The following is a 22,229-nucleotide window of genomic DNA, read 5'->3' as shown; positions in this document are numbered from 1 at the left end:
AGTTACATACATATCATTTATTGAGATTTGTTCACTTTTATAATCTGTATCAAGTTACCATTAGGATCATATTGATATTGGAAAACCACCTGGCCATCCTGTTCAATATACTCGAGTCTTCCATTAGCATCATAAATATATTTATACTTTCTGGATAATCCGCTTTTAACACTATTGCTAAACTCTGAATAGTTACCAGCCGCATCCTTGGCTTTTACTGCAAACATATATATTTTCTGAGGTTCTAATTGGTCGACTTGAAAGGTTAATTCCTTGGTGCTGCCTATCATCTGACCATTACGATAAACATCATAGCTAACGACTCCAACATCATCGGTAGATGCTCCCCAAGTTAGAATAATGCTGTTCGGCATAGGTCTGGAGCCTGCTAACTTCTTAGGTTTGGAAGGGCTTGTTATATCCTTGGGCAAATCGTCAATAGCTGGTATACGATCCAATCGTCCGTTAAGCTGTGCTTTGTCTGAATCATTTAGATTTATCACTAGAGCTCGTGCCATATTAATCTCCGTTTGTAATTTTGAAGATTCTGCTTTTTCAACTGCCTGTGTAGCTGTCGTTAATTGTTCAGTATAGGCAGCTTTCGTATCAATGCTTCTCTGTATTGCTACTACTCTTTCAACGAGCTTTCCTTTATCTGGGTCACGTAGCTTATTTATTAGCTCTACAGCTGCATTTACATCATTTTGTAATTGGGTTGTCTCGGCTTGGACCACCGCTGCTGTAGCTTTGGCTAATTGTTCTACATATCTGGTATCCAAAACTTTTACAACAAAATTCTGCGATACAGACTTACCTAACGGGTCTGTGGCTGTTATTGTTATCGTCGATTCTCCCGAGCTTTGAGGTTGCAAATTCAGTATCGAGGTATTTCCTTTTGAGTCCTTAGCCAATTGATGTATAACAACAGATGAATTAGAATTCGCAACAGAATATCGAAGTTGCTGCTGATCAGGATCCGCAAAGTATTCAGATAAATCCCTAACTGGAGCTCCCTCATCCATTTCAATCTTGGTAGCTGGAATACCCTTAATCATTACTGGCGCTCTATTAATCAAATTAATGACCGATTCTGTGACTTGCGAAACATTTCCAGCAATATCTGTTGCCCGTGCCTGTATATGCGTTCCATACTCATTAATATCAATGGGAGAGTTGTACACTTTCCATTCGCTTTGATTGACACGGTATTCCCTTGTTGATGCATCAGAAGGATAGTTGATTGTCACTTTTATATTATTTGCTATTTCATTCGCAGGGCTATGATTGAATGACGGTGGGGCAGGAGGTATTCTATCAATATTGTTGATCACCAATGAGTTTTCAGCGCTTATATTCCCGTAATTATCTGTACAACGAGCAAAAATGGTCGTGTTGTCGGATACTTGAAATGGGCTACTATATGGGGTCCACGTACCGTTCGCACCAATTTTATATTCTCGTTTATAATTACTAGGTACTCCATCCAATTGGATAAAGACATTTTGATTCGTCGTCCCTGTAATATTGGAACTTATATGTGGACTGGCTGGAGTGGTTAAGACAACCCCTGAGTACGTAAAACTTCCCGAGGATTTGGCTCCATTATTCTCATTAATATAAAAGTAGTAGACTGTTATTGCATTATTGGAAGATGCAGAAGCACTGTAAAGTTTAGCCGATAATGCAGCCCCAAGATCCTTAGAATAGATGACAACATTGTTGCGAGTCAGGCTTATGTAATAAGAATTCGCCTGTACATGTACAATCGAACCATCCGACAACGTTACAGTTTCATGGGTAGATGATGGTTCTGAAGGCGTTGGCTTTTCTTCAGGAGGTCCAATTGATCCTCCCCGGTCTGGTGGTGGATAAAAGTCTGGTATCCCACCCGTAAATGCTGCTGACACTACTGCTTGAGGAAGCACAGCTACGCTCCATGGAGATAAAAAAACAAATAAACCAAGCATTGTTAAAATGAATGGCCTAGCAGTCTTTCCCTTCCCTCGCTGCCTCACTTCGTTTATAAAAAATTTCATTTTTAAAATCATCCCCTTGTATATAGTGATAATGCCTAGTTAGAAGAATATTAAAAATAAAAACAATTTATAAATAAACCACATTCCGCCTTCTTTCCAAAAAATATATTTTGATTTACATATGATAACAATGTCGTATTAAATTTGTATATAGCGAAGATTGTCGAAATTAAGAAAAGTATATAAATATTTATAAATTGCCATAAATTATGTTTAAAATAATAACCTTCTTTTTTATACATTATATAAATTTGAATAGTGAAAAACGTCCTCACACTCATCCCATCCATTGATTTAAAATAAACAAAATGTTATATTGTCTATAAAATAATCGTCATTCAATTGAGGTGTTTGCTAAAATGGACCATTCCGAACTATTCTGGAATGCTGGTATCGAAGAACTGAAGCGTGGATATATTCGCCAAGGGGAGCAGGTAATTTGCCTCTTGGACGGACAACGATATGAACAAGGCATCATATATCAGGATCAAGGGGTATTTTATGACGCGGAACGGTATATGCGTCTTCACATTGAGCGGACGTACGGTTCGGTCTTTGACTATTTGATCGGTCTGGACAAAAAGCTGACCGGACTGACGGATCACCAGAATCGGTTACTTCAGTTATTTTATCAAGGCATGGGCGATGCGGACATTCAAAAGGAAACCGGAATCGGCAGCGCATCCACCATACGCAATCATCGCTTTGGTCTCAAGGAAAAAGAACGACAGGCCAAAGTATTTCTCACATTAATGGAACTGTTAAAGGAGAAAGACCATCACGCTCCCGCCATGGTAGACGTACCCGTACGAGCACGGATGGTAGATGAACGCTACAACATTACGGAAGACGAGAGGCAAAAGGTACTCACGAAGTATTTTCCGAAGGGTACAGACGGGCGCCTAAAGACCTTTAAAATGCAAGAAAAGCACAAGCTGATTGTGCTGCGTGAAATTGCAGACCGTTTTGTAAAGGGACAAATATATCATGAGAAAGATATCAATGCGATTTTACAGGAAGTATATGACGATTATGTCACGGTGCGAAGATATATGATTGAATACGGTCTATTGGATCGCAAACCGGATGGCAGTGAATATTGGTTGAAGGAATCTTGAAGCTAGGCGCTTATAAAATCAGCATTTTGCATAATTCGATTCTCGACGCTCGTAGGTACAATATATAGACGAACTAAAGCGTTTCGATCTATACATTGCTGATTTGAAAACGCTCTTGGGATTTATGCAAAATGCTCAAATAGGAGGATTGGACAATGGATCGAAGAAAAGAACTAGTTCAGCAATACATGGAGATGAAGACAGAGGCAGGAATCTATTGTATTCGCAATACACGCAATGGGAAAATTTTTGTCGCTTCCACGCCGAATTTAAAGTCGCTGAATGGACGGCGTTTTGAGCTGCAAATGGGTGGATTTAAGAACAAACCACTACAACAGGAATGGAATGAATATGGCGAAGATTCGTTTGAATTTGAAGTGCTGGACGTTTTGAAGAAAAAAGATTCGGAATTCTTTGATGTCAAAGATGCACTGGCAAAGCTGGAGCAGACCTGGCTTGATCGACTCCAGCCTTACGGAGACAAAGGATATTTATAAACTTACTGCTTTACGGGAAACTCCGTCCGAAGATAGCCAAAAACAACAGCGTCAACAAACTGACCTTTTTCATAGAAGTAATCTCTCAGGTGACCCTCTTTAGTAAAGCCACTTTTGAGCAGCAGCCGTCTGGAGCCTTCGTTATCTGGATCAATGAAGGCTTCTATACGGTGAACCTGCGGCAATTGAAAACCATAATCCACTACCGCTCTCAACGCTTCTGTCATCAGCCCTTGTTGCCAATATTCCGGCGCCAGCTCATAGCCAATTTCAATACGAGAGTGCTCCTTCTGCCAGTTATGAAATCCAATTGTACCCACCACCTGCTCAGGAGCTTCTTTTAACGTAATTCCCCAACGAAAACCCGCTTGCTTCTCGTATCTGGTTAGCATGGAACGAATAAATTTCTCAGCTTGCTCTACCTCCGTAAAACTTTCCAAATCATAATATTTAGTAACCTCATCTCTGGAGAAATAGTTGAATATGTCCTCCGCGTCTGCTAATGTAAGCTGCCTTAAATAAAGCCGATCGGTTACCAAAACCGGAAACGTTTCCATTGTCATTATTCATCTCCCCTTCACATCGAAGAAACTATCTTGTCAACCACCAGCCGATCCCCACCACTACTCCATTGATGAAGAATAATGCGGTGCATGCTCTCCATTTGTTAATTTCACTTGTTTGAAAAAAGCTGGTCACGGTACTACGACACATAAACAACGTAAAAAATAAATTCCAAATAATACGCATACCATATTTAATGTAGTAAAAAGCAGGACTTAGCTGCACACCGCCTAACGCTGGAGAGATATCGGGAATAAACAGAATTGCACACGCATAACGCATGGTCTCATATGTAAAATAAAATAATGCCAGCCACCAAGCCCACTTCTTACCGAACAACATACCAATACCGGCAGCCGTTCCTGCCAGACCGAGCAACGCGATAAATCCTTGAAACATGCCCCTGCACATGCCTAACAACGTAGAAGCCTCATTTAATGCATTAAGCGTCAATAGCTGTGTCACCAATAGGAGTGCTCCATTAAAAATCAGTAAAATAGCTGAAATGCTTACACCTAAAGGTCGTTCGAAAGCCACGTTCGTTACATAATCTTCTACTTCTTTTTTTGTATACAGATCGGACACTTCTTCTACTCTCCTAACCCAATTATTACATCCATTTTGCGACGGGCATAATAACAGTGTGTTTTCGCCTCATTTCCATATATCGGCTTTTAGGAAAATATGGTTTAATCTTCCCTGAAAAATTCCGTTATCTATACAATAATTTATTATTCAGGGCAACTATGCTATCAAATCAACGACATGAGAATCCTGATCATTAACAGAATCCCAAATAGAGTAATATCTATCCTTATACTACCATTCCAAGAGTGAATCTGACAAATGGCTGATACTAGCACTTATGAATGTATACGCGTTATCTTCGTAGCTCTATAACCTTCATATGACTGGATATACTCTACATGATACCCCATTCGGGCATCCAAAAGCTCTTCCATGAATAGGAGACATGGACTGTAAATAAAGCTCCCTCCTGGCCGAATGGCTCTAAGCAATTCCATATATTTATGAGCGTACTCATGAATATTACCGTCTGTCTTCAGATGATGATGTATAAAATGATTGGAGAATGCCATATGTGAAACGATCGTTCCCCATGTACTTTCTTCATAAGTAGTCGCTAACCAATCTCCTCGGGTGATACAACCGTCTGTTTCAGCCAGCCGATCTGTTCCGTATGCCTCAATTCCATAGGCACGTAAATAAGTAACCAACCGTGCCTCTGATCCGCAGCCAACATCTAGAACAGGCTCTTGCAAACGAGCAATGTCTAATCCTAGCAGATTCGCTTGCAACTCCGGTGTATATTCCTCACAAGGTACCCAAAAGGTATATTCATTCTCTGCATACTTAGCGAACACTTCACGTCCATTGGTACGAGTTAAAAAATCTCTCAAATGCCCATAATGCTGCTGGAGCAGTAAGTCCAGAGTTGCCCCTGCTATAGACTTCTTTTGGAACAGCTTTTCAATCCGGGTGAAGAATCGATCATACAGCTCCGTAAGCTCCCTCGCATGATCTGTGTGAAAATGTAGATACTGATTGGTATTTACAAACTGGGACAGTATTTGGGCCGCTACATCCTTCACAAAAACATGATACGTATGCTGGCGCTTCAAGCTTTGAAGCATGAGGATCAGTTCCGAGCTTCGCTGCGTCAGCCAGTACGTCATTTCCGTTGATGGTCCTAACAGAACAGAGCCCTCGCGCATATAAAATAAACTCCGATGCTGATTATGCAGGAGTTGACCGGTAATAAGATTATTAAGTTGAGCGACTGTCATAGTGCTTCCTCCTTAAAGTCCAGAACATTAAAGCCCCACCCAAGCCTAAATCATGCTGGGTTTGGGCAGGGCCAGCTTATTTTCTGAGTATATCATTATAGAGACTCGGTGCTATTGCAGATTCTCCGTCTTTACATTTGAAGATAAAGGAATATTCAAGTCACGAACCCCTTGAGCTACCAAGCGAGCTATTTGCTCCGCACCATACTCCTGAAAATGAGTATCATCCTTCACGCCATCAGGAAATGCAGGATACACACCTGGATCCAAATGTAAAAACAGTGGAAGTGTTCCTTCCAGGCCTAGTGTATCATAGTAGGCTACACTCAATTGACTAAGATCGACCAGTGCAACACCCGTCTCTGATGCTGTTTCCTTCATCGCCTGCACATATTCCGGGAAACTGAGCCGAAACGAAGCACTTGCTGCATCATAATCGCGGCGGCCTACAGGAGTAATTAGCACAGGGACCGCACCGCGTTGGGTGGCTCCTTGGATGTACGTTTTCAAGTAAACTTTATAATCGGCAGGTGAAACATAACGCTCCTGATTATTGATCGCGGCATCATTATGCCCAAACTGTATGAACAGATAATCTCCTGGACGGATATTCCGTAAAATATCATCTAACCGCCCTTGAACCAAAAAGGTCTTCGTACTACGTCCACCAATAGAACGGTTCACAAAAATAGTTTCATCTGTAAAAAATGGAGCAATCATTTGCCCCCAGCCTGCCTGAGGCTTCATCGAGGCTTTGTAAGTTTGAACCGTAGAATCTCCTGCAAGGTATACGGAAGGATGCTCTCCAGCTGTTCGAGCCTCCTTGGGAGTGATAACCAAGGCGTTGATCTTCGCTTCATTTCCTGAGAAATACAATTCTAGCTGACCGTCGATGAGTGCAAGCTCAAACGCAACCTCAACAAATTGTCCTGCTGTTTTGGTGGTAGGTTCTACTTTAACAATGGATTCGGCTTTAACCGTAATATCCGTGTTTCCGGCAGTATCTCCGGCAATTAGAGAAAGCGTGTAATCTGCAGGTGGTAAATTGACGACAAAGGATGAGCCTTGAACACGCACAAAATCTGAGCGGATAGCATCACTTCCACCACGGTTCTCTTCATTTACCTTGGAAAGATCGGTAAATCCATAGCCAAGCTCAGGCGTGTAAGCATCCTTAGCAGTGACCTGAGTGTAGCCGTCAGCCACATCCCCAGGACCAAAATCAAAACGAAGAGGCGCCGCAAGCTGCTTTTCCGCTAATGCCTGCCCTGGAATAAGTATGGTTGCAAACAACAAGCTGAACCCCGCGCATAACCCAATCATCTTACCGAACAACCTGTGACGCTTTCTCTTTTGTTTCAAGCGCAACCCTCGCTTCTCAGATTATTTGAGTGGTTTGTCATCGTCCATACGTCTATTGATCCCCACCAGCCTTTGGCAGCCTTGGTCCAGTACCCAGGATACCACAATACCAACCGTGTACCTGATCAGATCCACGGTCAGAAACCCTTTGCCAAGCACTAGGCCGCCCAGGGTGGTCGCCCGAATGTGGTTAATCCAAGGAGCCTGGTACATCTGACTGAATTCAATAGCAAAGCAAAACAGCAAACTGCCCCAAAGAGCTACAGACAACCGACGATTCACCCACAACATTCTCAGCCCAAAATAAATCATGCACGCCCACAAGGCATCCCCAAAGTGATTGGCAACAAATGCAGGTAACCGGGTGGAGAAAGCTCTGCTTCCCAAGCCCAACAAGATCATGACCAGCACGGCAACCAGATACGCAGCGCGAGCCTTCCAGTGGAACTTTTCCTTTATTTCCTGATTAATTCCCCTACTGCTGCTCTTACGAAATTTTCTCATACTAAATTACCTTTCCTGACACTGGAAATCTCCGCAATACTGCTGTAAACTTTGTCAATCCTTCTTTTGGGATAGCGCTTGCAAGATTGCTGAACCTTAAGCTGCTGTCATATTGTATGCACACCAACTTGTCTGTATTTTTCGTCATATCATGAATCATAATAAGCCCCCGCAATATCATACAATCGCTTGCTAAAATTCAACACCACGCACCTTGGCAAAAACCATTTGGTGTGCCATGCTTCCCTCTTCATCATACTCGACATTCCTTAAAATCCCCTCTAATGTAAAACCTGCCCGTTCCGCTACCTTGGCGCTGCGCGTGTTTCTGGAATCACAAAGAATCTCTAACCGGTTAGCATGTAAATGCTGTATGGCAAAATCCGTAATACCGTGCACGGCCTCTGTTATAATCCCCTTTCCGGTCCATGAGGTTCTGAGCCAATACCCAATTTCGAATCTTCGTGCATCCCAATTAATTCGGTGCAGACCGCTACTGGCTACAAATTGTCCTGAAGCCGTATCAAATACGTACAGCACCATGTCAGACCGATCCAGAAATTTAAGTCTGGCTTGGCGTGAACGGATTTCAGATTCCTCTACCGTAGGGAGATTTCTCGCAAAAGGAAGCCAAGGCCGCAGCTCATGTACACTCTCGCGTATCGCCTCATTGACCGCCGCACCATCGCCCCATTGCGGAGCGCGTATAGTCAATCGCTCCGTCTGGAATTGTTCCGGGAATGATAACAGAATAGGATTCGGTTGCTGCTCGATACTCATGATGCTCCCTCCTCCATATTCGGTGGATAACTGAGACGATCCAGCCAGCCAGTGATTTCTCGTAGGCTCTGAATCTGATGATCAGGTACAATGCCTGCTTCATTCCACGTCATAAAGCCTTCCAGCCAGATGGTATGCAGCCCTGCACTTTGCGCCCCACGAATATCATTTGTCGGATGATCGCCTACATAGCAGGCATGACCAGGTTCGGCAATGTCCAGCTCATGCAGTGCCAACTCGAAAATACGAGGATTAGGCTTCTCAACGTTGACTCCGCCTGATACAATAATGGAATCCACATAATCTCTCAGCATCACTCGGTCAATCTTCGCCTGCTGTGTACGGAGTGAACCGTTGGTAATCATACCAAGCTTCAAGCCCCGAGACCGCAGTTCAGACAGCACTTCCTTGGCTCCGTCCATCAGTACCGTGAATTTATGGAATTCACCATACCAAAAGCCCAGCATCTCCTGTACTGTCGTATCGGGATTTTTCAGTTTCAGGTCTGCATGCAGCTCCGTATACAGCTCCCTTTTATCCCGGTAGCCGTCCTGATCTGCCAGACGTATTCGTTCAACGACCGCCGCACGGCTGGCCGGTTCTTCTGCCACAATAAATCGTTCTATAAACCGCTCCGTATATGCCGCGAATGCCAGTTTGCGGTTAATCAGTGTATTATCCAGATCAAAAATAATGGCTTCTATAGACATAACAAGCTCCTTTCTGTCCGTAAATTTATACCGATCAGCTCGAAACAAATTGAATAACTCCGATCATAATAAGCAAGAAAAAAATAGACAAGAAAATGATGATCATGTACTTTAAGATTTTGCTGGAAGTCGACTTTTGTTCCAGTTTGGTCTCGATCTGGGTCAACCTTTCTTTGATTTCTTCCAAATCCTGCTCCAACTTCACCTTAGTCTCTCCTTCCTTTATCTCGACTTATTTAATTTCCTAACGATTCGGCGATTCAGCTACATAAATCACTCCAAAAGCGAACTGTTTTTACCGCCTCAAAATTAATCTGTTCGTAAGTCTTCTCCCCAAATTCCAGCTTGAAATACTCCTGCAAACTTTCTCCATACACGATAATATCCGTTTGATACACTGAAAATACCGGATTTCCTTCTTCACATGGCTGCTCTGGGATATATCGGTGACCATAGACAGGGATCAGCTTGGGCACACGCAAAAACTCACGTTTACATGTATCAACGGCTTCCTCCAAATCTGTTGGTCTTTCTCCCCATTCGGAAGGCCAGAACATATTCTGTTCTACATCAAAAATCATACCTTCAAGCGGCCAATTCAGCCTTTGCCGAATGACACCCATTCGCTGTGGTGACGTATCTCTCCATGGGATGAAGCTTTTACCGACTGGAAGAACGTTCATCAGCAGCTCTCTTAAGTCGGGCGGAAATTGAATATCATACCTGTCTTCGACTTCAGTAATCTCCCGGGTGGATAAGCCTGGGGTTAAGGTTACATCGTCTTTACGTAATAGATCGATAATATAAGCGACATCCATCTTGGCTTGAACACCTCCATTCGCTGTCTGACTGCACCTTCTGATTGATTTCTAGCAGTTAGTCTAGCGGATTGGTCAAGAGGCCTACCAGACTTGTAACTTCAACTTCACCGACTCGGCGTGGGCCTTCCATAAAATATCCCCTGGTTCCTACATGTATCCGGTGTCGGTGTACCTTTTCCCTCATTTCTCCAAACAAAATCCACATTCTTGCCTGACCTTCCCGGTGAACCGGGTGCCTGGTATCCATGATCAATTGACCCTCTTCATCTTCAAACTCAGGATGTATTGCATAAATTCCCGTTGTTGTAATATCGTCGCCCTCATAGGAAAAATCGCAGCGATAACCCTGAATAGGCAGTTGTTTCCTGCCTCCTTCTTCCGGTGTGTAAAATCGATATTCTACTATAAAATCGTGCGGATGCTGCCTACTATGTTCATAGGGATTCCACATTTCATATCATCCCCTCTGGTCTTTCCCAAAAATATGTACTTCTTTCTAGTGTAATCCAATAGGAAAAGAAATCCAAGACCTATCCGCAAGGCGTTGCTGAATAAGCTTGGATGATATGAGAGTCTTTTTTTCAGAATATATGACTTTTATACTTGCTGTCCGTTCACCTGAATATCTACGTCTACCTGCTGTCCCAGCCAAGCCCGCATGCGATCCCACGAAAAAACCTGCTCCATGTGAAAAACACCATATGGAAGTTCTGAGCGATACAGAGCAAGCGCTGCAAAGACGGCGGCTTTAGCAGTTAAATCAGACTGATGATGTCCCCTTAGCCTGCATTCGACCCTCGTCTCCTTACCATTAAGAGTTCCTTTGGCGTCTACCTTGACCGCTACAGCATTTCCTCCAAAATGCACCTTGCCAAAGCTGCGAACTACTGCCTCACGAACCGTTGGCTGTCGGAGCAGACCTGATATTCCTATTGTCCGAAGCCCTGCCAGAAGCCGGGTGGTCAAACGCGAATCGAAGCACAGGCGTGTGCTGACCGTAGGAACATCAAGTGTACGTGGAAGTGTCTGTTGATCCGAAAAGGGAAACCGATACGCCCGATGACGACCCACTCCTGCACCAAAGTCTGCCACTATGCCGTCGGTAAAGCTTCTTCGAGTCACTGGGCGTCCCTGTTCTATCACCTTCAAGTCGGTATGAATCTGATCTACAGTCCACTCAATCGCAGCCTGACCGTGTCGATCACCCAAACCCAGCATCAATGATATGTTCAGTTCATCCGTCTGATCCATGAGCTGTGTCGCTTGCAATGCCAATAGATTAGTGAGCCCTGGAGCTAATCCTACACTTAGCAGCGCAGTGGCCTGATAAGCTCGGGCCTCCTGATGACACTGCTCCACCTGACTCAAAAAGGCCGCATTCGCAGTAATATCCATGTAATGCACCCCATGCTGAAGACAGGTGCGTACCAAGGCTGTATTGTCCTGATCCAGACACATAATAACCATTTTGGCTTGCTTTAATATCGACGAGTCCATCGGCTCATGAATATTAAGCTGCAAAGGTCGTATCTTGCCATTCGATTGTTGGCTGAATGCAGTGGCACGTTCCAGACTGCCGCCTGCGGCAAATACCTTGCCGGGGAACATTTCACTTAACTCTGTACATACAATTTTTCCAACATGGCCATACCCGCCAATAATGATGATGTTATCCTTTGTCATAAGCCGTCTCTCCCTCTTTAACCGCAAACCATGCATTTACTAAAAAAGCACCATAATACCGGGTGATGTGGGTAAAGCCTGCATCTATCAACAGTTCCTGAATTGCTGCATTGGACACCGGGTTTGACTCGCGACCGATGGAAGCAGCGAATCGCTCCCAATCCTCCAGTGAAATGCCCTGACTCAGCATATGACCTTTCCATGCCTGCATTTGGATGGAAAAAGAAGGCTCCTGCGGATTCCCATTAATAGAAGCTAGACAAAAAGGTGCACCCGGCTTGAGTCGAGCGGATATCTGGCGCAGCAATGCCTGTTTACTTTCCAAGCTCTGAAGAAAATGAAGCACCAGCAGGCAGGTAGCAGCGTCATAGACTGGTTCATCGGATAATTCTTCGCAGTACTTTTCGTGCTGTTCTTCAGGCGATTCTCCAGACAACTCTTCCAACGTGCCTGTAACAAATGATATTTGTGAACCGATGTCCGCTTGTGTCACACGTTGACGTGCCAAGTCCAGCATGTGCTCAGAGGGATCAACTGCCGTAAAGGACCATGCCTCATGCCGCCCTCCGAGCGTAATCAATTCCTGACCGCCCCCAGCTCCGACAATCAGCACGTGCGGATCGATATTCCTGTTATGAGCCTGCGCTTCAAGCTGTGCGGTTATCAAACAATCTGTCATCTCATACAGATGGGTATATCCAGGTATTTTTAAAGCAATCGTATCCGCATATTTATGTACATTCGGATGATTCCAGCTCATAGGTTGATTTGAGTCGGTATTTCCAATATGGGGTTGCTTCATATGTGCTCTCCTCCAAACATTTAGCCTTGATCTTCAATGACCATTCATTTATTGTAGATTTAATTAAGAATCATTCTCAATTATAAAGACAATACGAATATCCACCATCCCATAAATATGGGATTTAGGAAGAGGCACTTTAAGAATCTCCAGCTTTCACGATAGGAGTAAACGATGAACGCACATTATACTCAATTTGCACAGCTTAAGAATGATCAACAACCAATCATGGAAATGGGAAATAAATCACCCTCATCTCCTACATACAAGCACACGCTAATCGACCGCTTGCGTACTCTGATTTCTTTTGATGCGGCATGCTGTACCTCAGTAGATCCGCGAACGCTGCTTTCCACGGGTGCATTTACGGAGTCGGGTGTAGAGGACATTCATAGCAAACTGCTAGAATACGAGTATCTGCACGATGATATCATGAAATACGATCAATTGGTGCGAGAAGGACAGCCTATCGCGACGCTTCATGGATCTACACAAGGCCAGCCGGATCGCAGCACACGTTTTAGAAATGTTTTGCAGCCCGCTGGATTCGGCGATGAGCTGCGTATTCCATTTATGTACAAAGGAAGCTGCTGGGGATTTCTTACGTTGTTCCGCCACTATGGAAAGCCTGTATTCAGCGCGGAAGAGCAACAACTGCTTGAAGCGTTAGCGCCATCCATAGCCTACCATCTGCGTCAAACCAGTGTCGGTGTATCTCCAGCCCCCGCTATGGCTATGGAACATGAACTTGAGCCAGGTGTTCTGACGCTTTCCGCTCAACTAGAACCCCTCTCGTCCAATATAGTAGCAGAACAGTGGCTAAAGCTGCTTCGGCAGCAGGAGGGAATCCATGAGGACGAGTTGCCGGCCTCTGTTCGGGCGGTAAGCTTGCGAGCGCTATCCACTTCTACTGCACCAGCCAGACTATGTATCCCTTCCGCAGACGCTGAAACTCCTTGGGTCACGATCAGAGCCACTCTCCTGCAAGGCGGACGCGAGCACATGGGCGAGAAGCAACTGGCCGTATGGTTTGAGCCTGCTAAAGCAACGGACATGTTGCCGCTTATGGCTGAGATCTACTCATGGACTGAACGAGAGAGACAGCTTGTCCGGCTCATTGTCCAAGGCTTTTCTACCAAGGAACTGGCAAGTGCACTTCATATTACGGCCTACACGGTGCAGGATCATCTGAAAGCCATTTTCTTGAAAACAGAGGTAAGCAGCCGTCGTGAGCTAGTATGGAAGGTATATTCCAGATTCAATTAATTATGTAAAAAAGACAGATGACCCGGTTAAGGATCATCTGTCTTTGCATCACTGCTCTATTGAGACGCAAGAGTCTTATTTCTGCGAAGAGGATTTCGTATCATCGTATGATACTGGTGAGGGCTTCGCAATCCATTCATCAGCCTCAGGCTCGATATCCACGCCATTGTCCAGCTTCGTTTTCTCCATCAAGGAATCTCCGTCCTCGTTCTTCTTGTTGCGGATTTTCGCTTCGTCTTGAGTGTGGTCGCTCATGTTGATTCCTCCTTTTTTAATTTCATCTGATGGTTGTACCTTACTCATAATTACCCATTGCCGTCCTGTACAAACCTCTACACCACCAGATGCCCTTTTTTCTCCGCCGGTCCAATGGTCGCCTCAATGCCAGCATTAAACTCCAGAAAGTCGCTCTCTACTCCATCACTAAAAATAACTCCATTCTCCGGCATCTGCGAAGCAATTCGCAGCGGTCTTTCAACGGCCACCTGCCCAAACACCAGCTCCGCAGCAGTCGTCCGACTGGGGAATGGTTCTCTCACTGTAAAATAAAGCGAGGGCGAGCTCCAGGTAGCACGATGATCATGCCCCATTCCTTCTACTGTCCCTTCCTGGCTGAAAGCAGCATCTGACATCAGATGATCTGGAGTCAGCGAGACCGGATGCCGTGTAGCACTGCCGACAATCCCGGCCGCTCCAGCCAGCACACTGGTCAGCCAGCCCGTCGCCCCCAACCCGGTGGAAACAATAATACCACTGGACGATTGCTGCTCTACCTGATCCTCCAATCTCAGCTCATATCTCGCAGAAACATGAGTTTTGCGCCCGATGAACAAATCGTTCACAGCATATATGGATTGGCCATCATTTAGTTGGGCCTTAGCCAGCGTAACCTCCTTAATCGGCCGTCTGTGCACGAACACATCCGGCACCACCCAGCGCAGATCAGATACAGTAAACGGCAGCAATACCCCATCCCAGCGCAATGGATCTGGATTTACGCCGATTAGCGGCTGCTCGGTCAAATATTTTAACGTGTTGGCTACCAGCCCATCCTGACCCAGTACCACCACCGTATCCTGCTCACCAAAAATAAAGTTCGGCACATGTTCCCGCTCCACAATCTGGACACGCCCCAAGGCCGATAACTCGGACGTCGCCGTTGCCACCGCCCTGCGGTAATTTTCATCCTCCAGCACATAATCACTAAAATCCGCACCCAGCCGTTCCATAAAGAAGCGAGCCTGCTGCACCGTATTGTAACGAACAATCAGTTCCTCCAGTCGCGTTTTACGCTTCACCAAAATAATCTTCTGCTCAGTCATTCGGCTGCTCATCGTGATCTTCCTCCAGACCCTCTCGATCCTGCTGATCCACTTGTTCCCGTATCTGACATGAGACCTTGCAGCAGATCAGGCGTAATATTCAACTGGCCGATTTTCCCTGCATTTTCTGCGAGTTCCTGAAAGGCGATCGCAATCAGCTTATCCGGGCTCATATCCATGTTGGCCATAGCTTGAAGTACGTTAGGCTCGACATCCTGCAACGATTTCATCACCGCTGTCAGCTCATAGGCCTTGGCATCGGCTTCGGCCTTTTTATTCGTTACAGTCAGCTCAATCAATTCGCGCTTTTTCTCTTCCAAGGCCGTGTCAAACCGCAGCTGCTCCTCCTTCATCTCACTTTGCTTTTGCTTTACGGAACGCTCGGCATCCAGTTGGGTTTCGCGGATCTGCCTTTTTTTCGTCTCCACCGCAATTTCCGTATTCAGCTCATTTTCCTTTACACGGCGCTCCTGCTCAATGGATGCGTTACGACGCTCATACAAAGCATGATCCGCACTGCGAAGAATTTCCTCTCTCGCCTGCGCTTCCAGCGCTCTCATCGTCTCCTTATTTGGTAAAACCGCCAAAATGGACAGCCCCATAACCTCAATGCCCAGTTTCTCCATTTCAGTATGCTGAGCAATATCCTTCGTCATGTTTTGGGCCAGACGTTCACTGGACTGAACCGCTTCTTTGAGTGGAACACGTTCCAGATACTTTTTGGTAAGCACCTTGGCAATGTTAATCACCCGTTGGGCCAGCTTGCTTGGATCGTCCGAAATGTAGCGTCGTTCCTTCAAATCATACGTGTAGTTTAAAATCTGCGTCGTTCTGCGGTAATCCACAATCCGATAAGTCAGTTGCCCCTGCACGGTCACCGCCTGGAAATCATTTGTCATATCTTCAAACATAAACGGTACATCAATGGAAGAGACAGGCACGACAACGACCGAGGTGGTCGGCGCGTAGTAATAAAAAGATAACCCAACACCCTCTCGAACCACCTTCCCGTTCTTCACCTTCATGACATACTCACTGGGCTGAAATTTAACAAAATTAAATCCAAACATCGTCGCTTCCTCGCTTTCTTTAGAGTGTTCATTTTTATTATTTCTTAATTGTTATTATCAATTTGTTATTAACAATAAAATAACACAAACAACCCATAATATCAATATGACATTTATAAAAAAATTAAAGGCTGTTTCCTCTCCGATACGCTCGGTTAAAGGAAACAGCCTCAGATTTCTTGCATTTTATTTTATAAGTACACTTTCAAAAATTTTATACCTAACTGCATATTTAAATGGAATCAGCAGCAAAACGAACCGCTCTGCTAACTAAAACAGGCAGCACGGATATATGACCTTCATCTGTAAATTCTACGTACTCTACGTGTAGTCCTAGATCGTCCCTAGTCGTTAAACGCGTAGCTAAGTCCCTGGCCTTTTCCTGCATGCCAGTAAAATGTCCGGCCTCTAACTCCCCTACAGCAATCAACAGCTTTTTATTCCAATGCTTCTGAGCTATAGAAGCTACAAACTGTTTCTCTTCATCCATAATAACTTGTCCGCCCCAGTGTATAGACGGACTTCCCGCCACATACACCTGAAAAGAGTTTGGTCTTGTAAACAGGGTATGTAATACGAACAGTCCTCCAAGCGAATGCCCGAAGATCGTCTGTCGGTTGCGGTCGATAAGAAAATCACGCTCGATCATTGGCTTAAGCTCATCTTCAATAAATGACAAGAAATGCTCGGCGCCCCCGCTTTCTTTGGAGGCATCTTCATTTGGCTTTACCGGAAGCTCCACAGCCGTCCCAGGCAGTGTAAGATCGTAATATCGTGAAGGATGAAAGGGAGCCTCTGTTGGATAGCCTATTCCTACAATGATAGCTGGAACAACCCCCATTTTGTCAGGTCGTCTCCCCTGAACGCGCACCGCTTCCACCATGGTTCCAAAAACAGAATTGGCATCCAGCACATAAATAACGGGATAGCCAGATACAGGAGGTTCCTCGGCAGGAATGGCAATATAAATATGATACTCACGGTTTTCAGCCTGCGAGTACATTACTCGATGCTGACTGCGAGGAACATACACAGCTCCATGTGCATCGCTGGAATGATAAGCTTGCGTAGATAGATCTTTAATGGGAACAACCTCCTTTAGAGCCCGAATTCGAATGAAATTAGGCCGTTTTTTTCATAAGCAAGACTACAAAATAAGGGACCCCGATCACCGCAATAATCAGTCCAACGGGAATTTCCGCAGGCGCAACCACCGTTTTGGCAACAAAATCAGACAACAGCACCAGTACCATACCGACCATACCGCATACGGGAATCACAAAACGATGATGAAGGCCAACAAGCCTTCTGGCGATATGAGGAGACAATAATCCTACAAAGCCTATTCCTCCAGAAACAGACACACAGGCACTCACCAGTCCAATGCTGGACAGCAAGAGAATAGACTTTTCCTTTTCGGTCGCAACGCCAAGACTTTTAGCTGTATGTTCATGTAATTGAAATAGATCCAGCACATACGATTTCAACCAAATAACAGGAATTAATATGACAAGCCATGGAATTACGGCAGCAACCAGCTTCCAATCAGCACTCCAAATACTGCCCGACATCCATACTGTCGCCATCTCGAAATCCGAGGCTTTCATTTTCAGCGACAGATATAAGCTTAAGGAACCGAAGCCAGAGCCAATCGCGATACCTACAAGTAGCAGTCGCTGCGAATCCAGACGACCTGCTTTCCAAGCAAATGAATAGATCAGCAGCGCAGCCAACAAACCTCCAATCAAGCCAAAAAAGGGCATAGCCAGCGCCGCAGTCCAGCCTGTCGTTTCCATTTGTCCCTGGTAAAAGAACATAAATATGACGATTGCTGCTCCCGCCCCTGCGTTAATGCCTAAAATGCCGGGATCGGCCAAACCATTCCGTGTAACTCCCTGTACCGCCGCCCCAGCTATCCCCAGACCTAAGCCGACCAAGGCCGCAATCACAATACGCGGTAGCCGAAAATCAAAAATCACCAAATCCAGCTGCGGAGTAGGGTGGATACGGAACAATGTCTGAATTACTTCCTGAAGGGTCATATCGAACTCTCCATGGGTCAGACTAACATAGGAGGCTGCTAATATAAGTGCAGCCCCACCTGAAAGTACGAACCACAGCCGTTTCACACTGATTTTACGCATGCTCTCCCCCTCCTTTTCTACGTATTAAGTACAGAAAGAAAGGGATGCCAATGACCGAGGTAACCACTCCAATAGGCGTTTCAAACGGATAATTAAGAAAACGGCTCAACACATCAGACATGCCCAAAAAAACACCACCGATCAAACCAGAGCATGGAATGACCCAACGGTAATCTACCCCGATTAAATATCGGGTAATGTGCGGAATCAACAAGCCAACAAAAGCAATTTTCCCTGCCAGCGCAACAGAAACACCTGTTAGCAATGCTACACAGAGCATCGCCCCCAACTTGACTGGTAATGCCCGCTGTCCCAGACCTGTGGCCACGTCGTCGCCCAAAGACAGTAGTGTTATTGGCTTGGCCAGCAGCATTGCTCCTACAATTGCCACAAGAGCAAAGGGAATTGCCAATTGAATCATCCCGGGGTCCATTTGGTGCAGACGAGCGTTAAACCAAAAGCTTACATTTTGCGATACATTAAAATAAATGGAGAGAACGGCCGACAGGCTGCTTAAAAACGTGCCAATGATCGTTCCCAAAATGGCCATACGAACCGGGGCAAGACCGCCGGGAATCATCCAGGCTAAACCGAATACAATAGCCACCCCCAGAGCCGATCCCACAAAAGAACTTCCAATCAGGCCCATCGAAGTGGAGTTCGGTGCAAGGATCATCATTAAGGTGATCACAAACGCCGCCCCATCCGACACCCCCATAATTGAGGGTGAAGCCAAGAAATTCCGCGTCATTCCTTGCATAATGGCTCCTGAAATTGCGAGAAAAGCACCGATTAATATAGAGCCGACCGCTCTAGGCAGACGCGAGTTTAAAACGACCTGATGATCCACGTTCCCAGCATCAAAATGAAAAAAGGTAGCCGTTATCGTCTCCCATTCTATCGTCTTAGCTCCGTACATCACGGACAGCAGTAACGTTAAAACGATAAACAAGGGAGAAACGAAGATGATAAGGTAAGGAGAGATCAACTTTTTTCCCATGTTCCTACCTTTACTGCGAAAGCCGGTTCATAACCGCTTCCAAAAAGGCAAGTTTGCTCCATGAAGTACCACCTTGAGCATTGGGATCTACAATGTTGACGAAGGTTTTCCCATTCTTGACGGCATTGATGCTGCTCCAAATCGGATTCTTCTCCAAATCTGCCAATGCCTGCGGCTGGTCCTTGTTCTCTCCTTCGGAGAATTGCACGAACAGATAATCGGGGTTCATATCAGCCAATTTCTCCAGAGAAACCGCCTCTTGTGCTTTAACTGTATTTAACTCTTCCGGTACCTTAGCTCCTAGATCAGCATACAGCGAAGGATTGAAATATACATCCGCAGGGTATACATACAGATTGCCTGTACGAATCCGTACCATGAGTACCTTTTTATTTCCCCATATTGGTTTGAGCTTCTGTTGGGCCTCCTCCGCATCTTGCTTGTACTTGTCCAGGATCTCCTTCGCCTTCGCCTCTTTGCCTGTAAGCTGTCCCAACATTAATAGATTCGCTTCCCAGTTCGTTGAAATATGGGATACTGGAACCAATGGAGCGACCTTCCCTAGCTGTTCTGCCACCGCAGGCCGAAATTTAGAACTCCCAAGAATCACATCTGCCTTCAGTTTCAGGATCGTTTCAGCGCTAGGCTGCATTCGGTCACCAACGTCTGCGGCTCCTTCCATCGCTTTTTCCATGAACTCAGGAAATTTTCCGCCCGAAGTAACCGCCCCAGTTGGTTTCACTCCCAGGACAGCTGCATCTTCCATCGCTTCCAGACTAGCTATAATAATATGATCCGTCTTGGCCAGCTTATAAGTCTTATCTAGATATGTAATCGTCTTGGCACTTTCTACGTCAGAAACAGACGTTTGTGTCGATGCATTGGTATTCTTTTGAGCTGAGCTATCCACCTCCTGCACCTTTCCACCACATGCCGTCAACAGCAAACTTGCCGATAATAAGGTACACATCCATATTGCAAACTTCTTCATAATCTGAAAGACTCCCCTCTATCTACTTGAATTTACAGATAATAATTATCATTATCATTGATAACTATTATCAATAGTAGGAGAGAAATCGGCGTATTGCAATATTTTTTCTAATATTTATTAAAAAGAGGGCTTTCTTCCCCCTGGAATCATTGCAATTAGGAAGCATCAGCCTTCCCTGTTTTGTTGGATATCATTCACATTCCATTCTTTATAAAACTGCTCCAAATACATTTCCATCCATTGATGCCGAACCTCCGCCAGTTCTCGGGCATAAGGGGTATTCATTAAATCCTTGAGCTTGAGCAGCTTTTCGTAAAAATGATATATGGCACTTTTACCTGCGGCGCGATAATCATATTGTGAATAGTCTTGATCCGGATCGTGCATGATACTGCCTTTTGAGCCTGCATACATAAAGGTTCTTGCAATCCCAATCGCTCCCAGAGCATCCAACCGATCTGCATCCTGTACAACCTGACCTTCCAGCGTTTCCATAGGCGGATTTTGTCCACCATTGTAGGACATTGTAGCAATAATGGTCATCACGTGTGTGATCACATCCGCATCGTTTACATGCAGATGCAGCCACTGCTCAACTTTATCCAGCCCCGCTTGTTTGGATTCATTTAATTTTTCATCCGCTACATCATGCAGCAGTGCTGACAGCTCGCACACGAACGGATCTGCACCTTCTTTTGCAGCAATTTCAACAGACAGCTTCCTCACCCGGTCAATATGCCACCAATCATGACCACTGTGGTCATGCTCCAACTGCTGCTGCACATACGGCTCTGCCTTTTGAATAATATCTTCCATCATCGCTTCCTGCTGCTCTGTTCGTCTCTTCATAAGTCACCTTTCAATCCCGTCCATATTTGCTATGTGAGGTTGGTTTATTTTTTTATATGCTTGTCCATTTGCTTAGCGCGAATCATCGAGAGCGCCTTACGGGCTGCTAGCTTCCCATTAGGCTACCATGCTTCATCACTTCTTTTAACAATTCGGTCGCGGGTTCATACCCATGATATCCCAATAGAATACATGCACGTTCCTGTACATACATATCTTCATCATCCACATAAGGAAGCAATGAATCCGCCTCACTAACAGGTGTAATCGCCATTAAGCTGTAAAGAAGCTGGCACCTCACATCATCCTCCATTGATGAATCCTTTTCCAGTATAGCCTGCAATTCATGCATACAGCGAATATCTTCTGCTAGTTGTTCGGTGCTTATGTCGTTGTCAGACGGGTAATCCTGACGCAGCTGTTCCCAATCCAGCTCTGGGTTTTGCTCCAACTCTGCAATCAGCGAAGCTGTACTTCGGTACCTCGGTGACAAATCTGTTTCCTCGTGATTGATGTAACATAATTTATATGCTAGTGGCCCCTCTACATATAGACCTACATAATTAGAATGATCATCCGTCCATAGAGGAATGATATATTTGAATACCTCGATCTGCGCCATCCACTCGATACTCTCAGCAAGTTCCTGTTCACTTAGCAATCGTAGCTGAACCTTCCGCCCTTCCTGCTTCTTGCTATGGATTAGTAAAGCTTCCAGCGTATCGTCAGGTAGATCAATCGCTTGGCGTTCAAGCACCTCTTGTAAGCTCATTTTTCCACACTCCTAATCTTTTCTACTCCAAATCTATTATCTAATCCCTGAAAGGGACAGGCTATCTCCATTTTATTCTATATGTATGGTATCCAACCTTAGGTCGACAAGTCCGTAACTATGCAAA

At 45.1% G+C, this 22,229-nt stretch carries 25 protein-coding genes; 3 read left to right on the top strand and 22 right to left on the bottom strand.

Features of this window, described 5'->3' with window-relative positions:
- Positions 1-17: 17 nt before the first annotated feature.
- Positions 18-2,036 carry a hypothetical protein gene (locus C400_RS0108115; RefSeq protein WP_017426617.1) on the bottom strand — a complete coding sequence of 673 codons (2,019 nt, stop codon included), beginning with the start codon at positions 2,034-2,036 and terminating at the stop codon, positions 18-20.
- Between the two features lie 359 nt (positions 2,037-2,395).
- Here C400_RS0108115 and C400_RS0108110 point away from each other — a divergent pair, with 359 nt between their 5' ends.
- Complete coding sequence (locus tag C400_RS0108110; RefSeq protein ID WP_017426616.1) at positions 2,396-3,154, top strand: DUF2087 domain-containing protein; 759 nt, start codon at positions 2,396-2,398, stop codon at positions 3,152-3,154.
- Positions 3,155-3,309: 155 nt separating this feature from the next.
- On the top strand, positions 3,310-3,651 hold the full coding sequence (locus C400_RS0108105; RefSeq protein ID WP_016820599.1) for a GIY-YIG nuclease family protein: 342 nt from the start codon (positions 3,310-3,312) through the stop codon (positions 3,649-3,651).
- Positions 3,652-3,653: 2 nt separating this feature from the next.
- On the opposite strand, the gene C400_RS0108100 is transcribed toward C400_RS0108105, so the two are convergent.
- The 12 genes from C400_RS0108100 to C400_RS0108040 all read right to left on the bottom strand — a co-directional run bounded on the left by C400_RS0108100 (position 3,654) and on the right by C400_RS0108040 (position 12,685).
- Positions 3,654-4,214, bottom strand: coding sequence for a GNAT family N-acetyltransferase (locus tag C400_RS0108100; RefSeq protein ID WP_017426615.1), 561 nt, complete (start codon positions 4,212-4,214; stop codon positions 3,654-3,656).
- A gap of 28 nt (positions 4,215-4,242) precedes the next feature.
- Positions 4,243-4,800 carry a hypothetical protein gene (locus C400_RS0108095; protein WP_017426614.1) on the bottom strand — a complete coding sequence of 186 codons (558 nt, stop codon included), beginning with the start codon at positions 4,798-4,800 and terminating at the stop codon, positions 4,243-4,245.
- Between the two features lie 278 nt (positions 4,801-5,078).
- Positions 5,079-6,023 (bottom strand): class I SAM-dependent methyltransferase, encoded by a 945-nt coding sequence (locus C400_RS0108090; RefSeq protein ID WP_017426613.1) that lies wholly within the window; start codon positions 6,021-6,023, stop codon positions 5,079-5,081.
- Between the two features lie 111 nt (positions 6,024-6,134).
- Positions 6,135-7,346, bottom strand: coding sequence for a rhamnogalacturonan acetylesterase (locus C400_RS0108085; protein WP_026065398.1), 1,212 nt, complete (start codon positions 7,344-7,346; stop codon positions 6,135-6,137).
- 60 nt (positions 7,347-7,406) lie between these two features.
- Positions 7,407-7,889 (bottom strand): ribosomal maturation YjgA family protein, encoded by a 483-nt coding sequence (locus tag C400_RS0108080; protein WP_017426611.1) that lies wholly within the window; start codon positions 7,887-7,889, stop codon positions 7,407-7,409.
- Positions 7,890-8,081: 192 nt separating this feature from the next.
- On the bottom strand, positions 8,082-8,669 hold the full coding sequence (locus C400_RS0108070) for a GNAT family N-acetyltransferase (RefSeq protein WP_017426609.1): 588 nt from the start codon (positions 8,667-8,669) through the stop codon (positions 8,082-8,084).
- Positions 8,666-9,379, bottom strand: coding sequence for an HAD family hydrolase (locus C400_RS0108065; RefSeq protein ID WP_026065397.1), 714 nt, complete (start codon positions 9,377-9,379; stop codon positions 8,666-8,668). Before C400_RS0108065 ends, C400_RS0108070 begins: the two co-directional genes overlap by 4 nt.
- 34 nt (positions 9,380-9,413) lie before the next feature.
- On the bottom strand, positions 9,414-9,584 hold the full coding sequence (locus C400_RS27550) for a hypothetical protein (RefSeq protein ID WP_016820608.1): 171 nt from the start codon (positions 9,582-9,584) through the stop codon (positions 9,414-9,416).
- 55 nt (positions 9,585-9,639) lie between these two features.
- Positions 9,640-10,197, bottom strand: a complete 558-nt coding sequence (locus C400_RS0108055) for an SMI1/KNR4 family protein (RefSeq protein ID WP_017426607.1) — start codon at positions 10,195-10,197, stop codon at positions 9,640-9,642.
- A 58-nt stretch (positions 10,198-10,255) separates the two neighbouring features.
- Positions 10,256-10,651 carry a hypothetical protein gene (locus tag C400_RS0108050; protein WP_013370043.1) on the bottom strand — a complete coding sequence of 132 codons (396 nt, stop codon included), beginning with the start codon at positions 10,649-10,651 and terminating at the stop codon, positions 10,256-10,258.
- A gap of 146 nt (positions 10,652-10,797) precedes the next feature.
- Positions 10,798-11,883 carry a saccharopine dehydrogenase family protein gene (locus C400_RS0108045; protein ID WP_017426606.1) on the bottom strand — a complete coding sequence of 362 codons (1,086 nt, stop codon included), beginning with the start codon at positions 11,881-11,883 and terminating at the stop codon, positions 10,798-10,800.
- Complete coding sequence (locus tag C400_RS0108040) at positions 11,870-12,685, bottom strand: class I SAM-dependent methyltransferase (RefSeq protein WP_017426605.1); 816 nt, start codon at positions 12,683-12,685, stop codon at positions 11,870-11,872. The genes C400_RS0108045 and C400_RS0108040 overlap by 14 nt, the downstream gene beginning before the upstream one ends.
- Before the next feature lie 174 nt (positions 12,686-12,859).
- Here C400_RS0108040 and C400_RS0108035 point away from each other — a divergent pair, with 174 nt between their 5' ends.
- Positions 12,860-13,951 carry a LuxR C-terminal-related transcriptional regulator gene (locus tag C400_RS0108035; protein WP_017426604.1) on the top strand — a complete coding sequence of 364 codons (1,092 nt, stop codon included), beginning with the start codon at positions 12,860-12,862 and terminating at the stop codon, positions 13,949-13,951.
- A 75-nt stretch (positions 13,952-14,026) separates the two neighbouring features.
- Here the strand turns inward: C400_RS0108035 and C400_RS0108030 are convergent, their stop codons facing one another.
- The 9 genes from C400_RS0108030 to C400_RS0107990 all read right to left on the bottom strand — a co-directional run bounded on the left by C400_RS0108030 (position 14,027) and on the right by C400_RS0107990 (position 22,102).
- Positions 14,027-14,206 (bottom strand): hypothetical protein, encoded by a 180-nt coding sequence (locus tag C400_RS0108030; protein WP_013370039.1) that lies wholly within the window; start codon positions 14,204-14,206, stop codon positions 14,027-14,029.
- Between the two features lie 77 nt (positions 14,207-14,283).
- Positions 14,284-15,285, bottom strand: a complete 1,002-nt coding sequence (locus C400_RS0108025; RefSeq protein WP_017426603.1) for a sugar kinase — start codon at positions 15,283-15,285, stop codon at positions 14,284-14,286.
- Positions 15,282-16,343: an SPFH domain-containing protein gene (locus tag C400_RS0108020; protein ID WP_016820615.1), complete on the bottom strand. Its 1,062-nt coding sequence runs from the start codon at positions 16,341-16,343 to the stop codon at positions 15,282-15,284. The genes C400_RS0108025 and C400_RS0108020 overlap by 4 nt, the downstream gene beginning before the upstream one ends.
- Positions 16,344-16,575: 232 nt before the next feature.
- Positions 16,576-17,346, bottom strand: coding sequence for an alpha/beta hydrolase (locus C400_RS0108015; RefSeq protein ID WP_017426602.1), 771 nt, complete (start codon positions 17,344-17,346; stop codon positions 16,576-16,578).
- Between the two features lie 118 nt (positions 17,347-17,464).
- Positions 17,465-18,487, bottom strand: coding sequence for a FecCD family ABC transporter permease (locus tag C400_RS0108010; RefSeq protein WP_017426601.1), 1,023 nt, complete (start codon positions 18,485-18,487; stop codon positions 17,465-17,467).
- On the bottom strand, positions 18,480-19,487 hold the full coding sequence (locus C400_RS0108005; RefSeq protein WP_017426600.1) for a FecCD family ABC transporter permease: 1,008 nt from the start codon (positions 19,485-19,487) through the stop codon (positions 18,480-18,482). Before C400_RS0108005 ends, C400_RS0108010 begins: the two co-directional genes overlap by 8 nt.
- Before the next feature lie 10 nt (positions 19,488-19,497).
- A complete protein-coding gene (locus C400_RS0108000; protein ID WP_017426599.1) occupies positions 19,498-20,478 on the bottom strand; it encodes an ABC transporter substrate-binding protein in 981 nt (326 codons plus the stop codon).
- 168 nt (positions 20,479-20,646) lie between these two features.
- Complete coding sequence (locus C400_RS0107995; RefSeq protein ID WP_017426598.1) at positions 20,647-21,330, bottom strand: HD domain-containing protein; 684 nt, start codon at positions 21,328-21,330, stop codon at positions 20,647-20,649.
- A 106-nt stretch (positions 21,331-21,436) separates the two neighbouring features.
- Complete coding sequence (locus tag C400_RS0107990; protein ID WP_017426597.1) at positions 21,437-22,102, bottom strand: hypothetical protein; 666 nt, start codon at positions 22,100-22,102, stop codon at positions 21,437-21,439.
- Positions 22,103-22,229: the final 127 nt, after the last annotated feature.

It is taken from the genome of Paenibacillus sp. ICGEB2008 (assembly GCF_000307675.1).
GTDB classification, from domain to species: domain Bacteria; phylum Bacillota; class Bacilli; order Paenibacillales; family Paenibacillaceae; genus Paenibacillus; species Paenibacillus polymyxa.
Note: the sequence above shows the minus strand (reverse complement) of the source record. Positions and strands in the feature narration are given on the sequence as shown.

Bases quoted from the DNA above. Each gene is read 5' to 3' on its own strand.
- C400_RS0108115 (WP_017426617.1), bottom strand. From the start codon at position 2,036: ATGAAATTTTTTATAAACGAAGTGAGGCAGCGAGGGAAGGGAAAGACT.
- C400_RS0108110 (WP_017426616.1), top strand. From the start codon at position 2,396: ATGGACCATTCCGAACTATTCTGGAATGCTGGTATCGAAGAACTGAAG.
- C400_RS0108105 (WP_016820599.1), top strand. From the start codon at position 3,310: ATGGATCGAAGAAAAGAACTAGTTCAGCAATACATGGAGATGAAGACA.
- C400_RS0108100 (WP_017426615.1), bottom strand. From the start codon at position 4,214: ATGACAATGGAAACGTTTCCGGTTTTGGTAACCGATCGGCTTTATTTA.
- C400_RS0108090 (WP_017426613.1), bottom strand. From the start codon at position 6,023: ATGACAGTCGCTCAACTTAATAATCTTATTACCGGTCAACTCCTGCAT.
- C400_RS0108085 (WP_026065398.1), bottom strand. From the start codon at position 7,346: ATGATTGGGTTATGCGCGGGGTTCAGCTTGTTGTTTGCAACCATACTT.
- C400_RS0108080 (WP_017426611.1), bottom strand. From the start codon at position 7,889: ATGAGAAAATTTCGTAAGAGCAGCAGTAGGGGAATTAATCAGGAAATA.
- C400_RS0108070 (WP_017426609.1), bottom strand. From the start codon at position 8,669: ATGAGTATCGAGCAGCAACCGAATCCTATTCTGTTATCATTCCCGGAA.
- C400_RS0108065 (WP_026065397.1), bottom strand. From the start codon at position 9,379: ATGTCTATAGAAGCCATTATTTTTGATCTGGATAATACACTGATTAAC.
- C400_RS0108055 (WP_017426607.1), bottom strand. From the start codon at position 10,197: ATGGATGTCGCTTATATTATCGATCTATTACGTAAAGACGATGTAACC.
- C400_RS0108050 (WP_013370043.1), bottom strand. From the start codon at position 10,651: ATGTGGAATCCCTATGAACATAGTAGGCAGCATCCGCACGATTTTATA.
- C400_RS0108045 (WP_017426606.1), bottom strand. From the start codon at position 11,883: ATGACAAAGGATAACATCATCATTATTGGCGGGTATGGCCATGTTGGA.
- C400_RS0108040 (WP_017426605.1), bottom strand. From the start codon at position 12,685: ATGAAGCAACCCCATATTGGAAATACCGACTCAAATCAACCTATGAGC.
- C400_RS0108035 (WP_017426604.1), top strand. From the start codon at position 12,860: ATGAACGCACATTATACTCAATTTGCACAGCTTAAGAATGATCAACAA.
- C400_RS0108030 (WP_013370039.1), bottom strand. From the start codon at position 14,206: ATGAGCGACCACACTCAAGACGAAGCGAAAATCCGCAACAAGAAGAAC.
- C400_RS0108025 (WP_017426603.1), bottom strand. From the start codon at position 15,285: ATGAGCAGCCGAATGACTGAGCAGAAGATTATTTTGGTGAAGCGTAAA.
- C400_RS0108020 (WP_016820615.1), bottom strand. From the start codon at position 16,343: ATGTTTGGATTTAATTTTGTTAAATTTCAGCCCAGTGAGTATGTCATG.
- C400_RS0108015 (WP_017426602.1), bottom strand. From the start codon at position 17,346: ATGTACTCGCAGGCTGAAAACCGTGAGTATCATATTTATATTGCCATT.
- C400_RS0108010 (WP_017426601.1), bottom strand. From the start codon at position 18,487: ATGCGTAAAATCAGTGTGAAACGGCTGTGGTTCGTACTTTCAGGTGGG.
- C400_RS0108005 (WP_017426600.1), bottom strand. From the start codon at position 19,487: ATGGGAAAAAAGTTGATCTCTCCTTACCTTATCATCTTCGTTTCTCCC.
- C400_RS0108000 (WP_017426599.1), bottom strand. From the start codon at position 20,478: ATGAAGAAGTTTGCAATATGGATGTGTACCTTATTATCGGCAAGTTTG.
- C400_RS0107995 (WP_017426598.1), bottom strand. From the start codon at position 21,330: ATGAAGAGACGAACAGAGCAGCAGGAAGCGATGATGGAAGATATTATT.
- C400_RS0107990 (WP_017426597.1), bottom strand. From the start codon at position 22,102: ATGAGCTTACAAGAGGTGCTTGAACGCCAAGCGATTGATCTACCTGAC.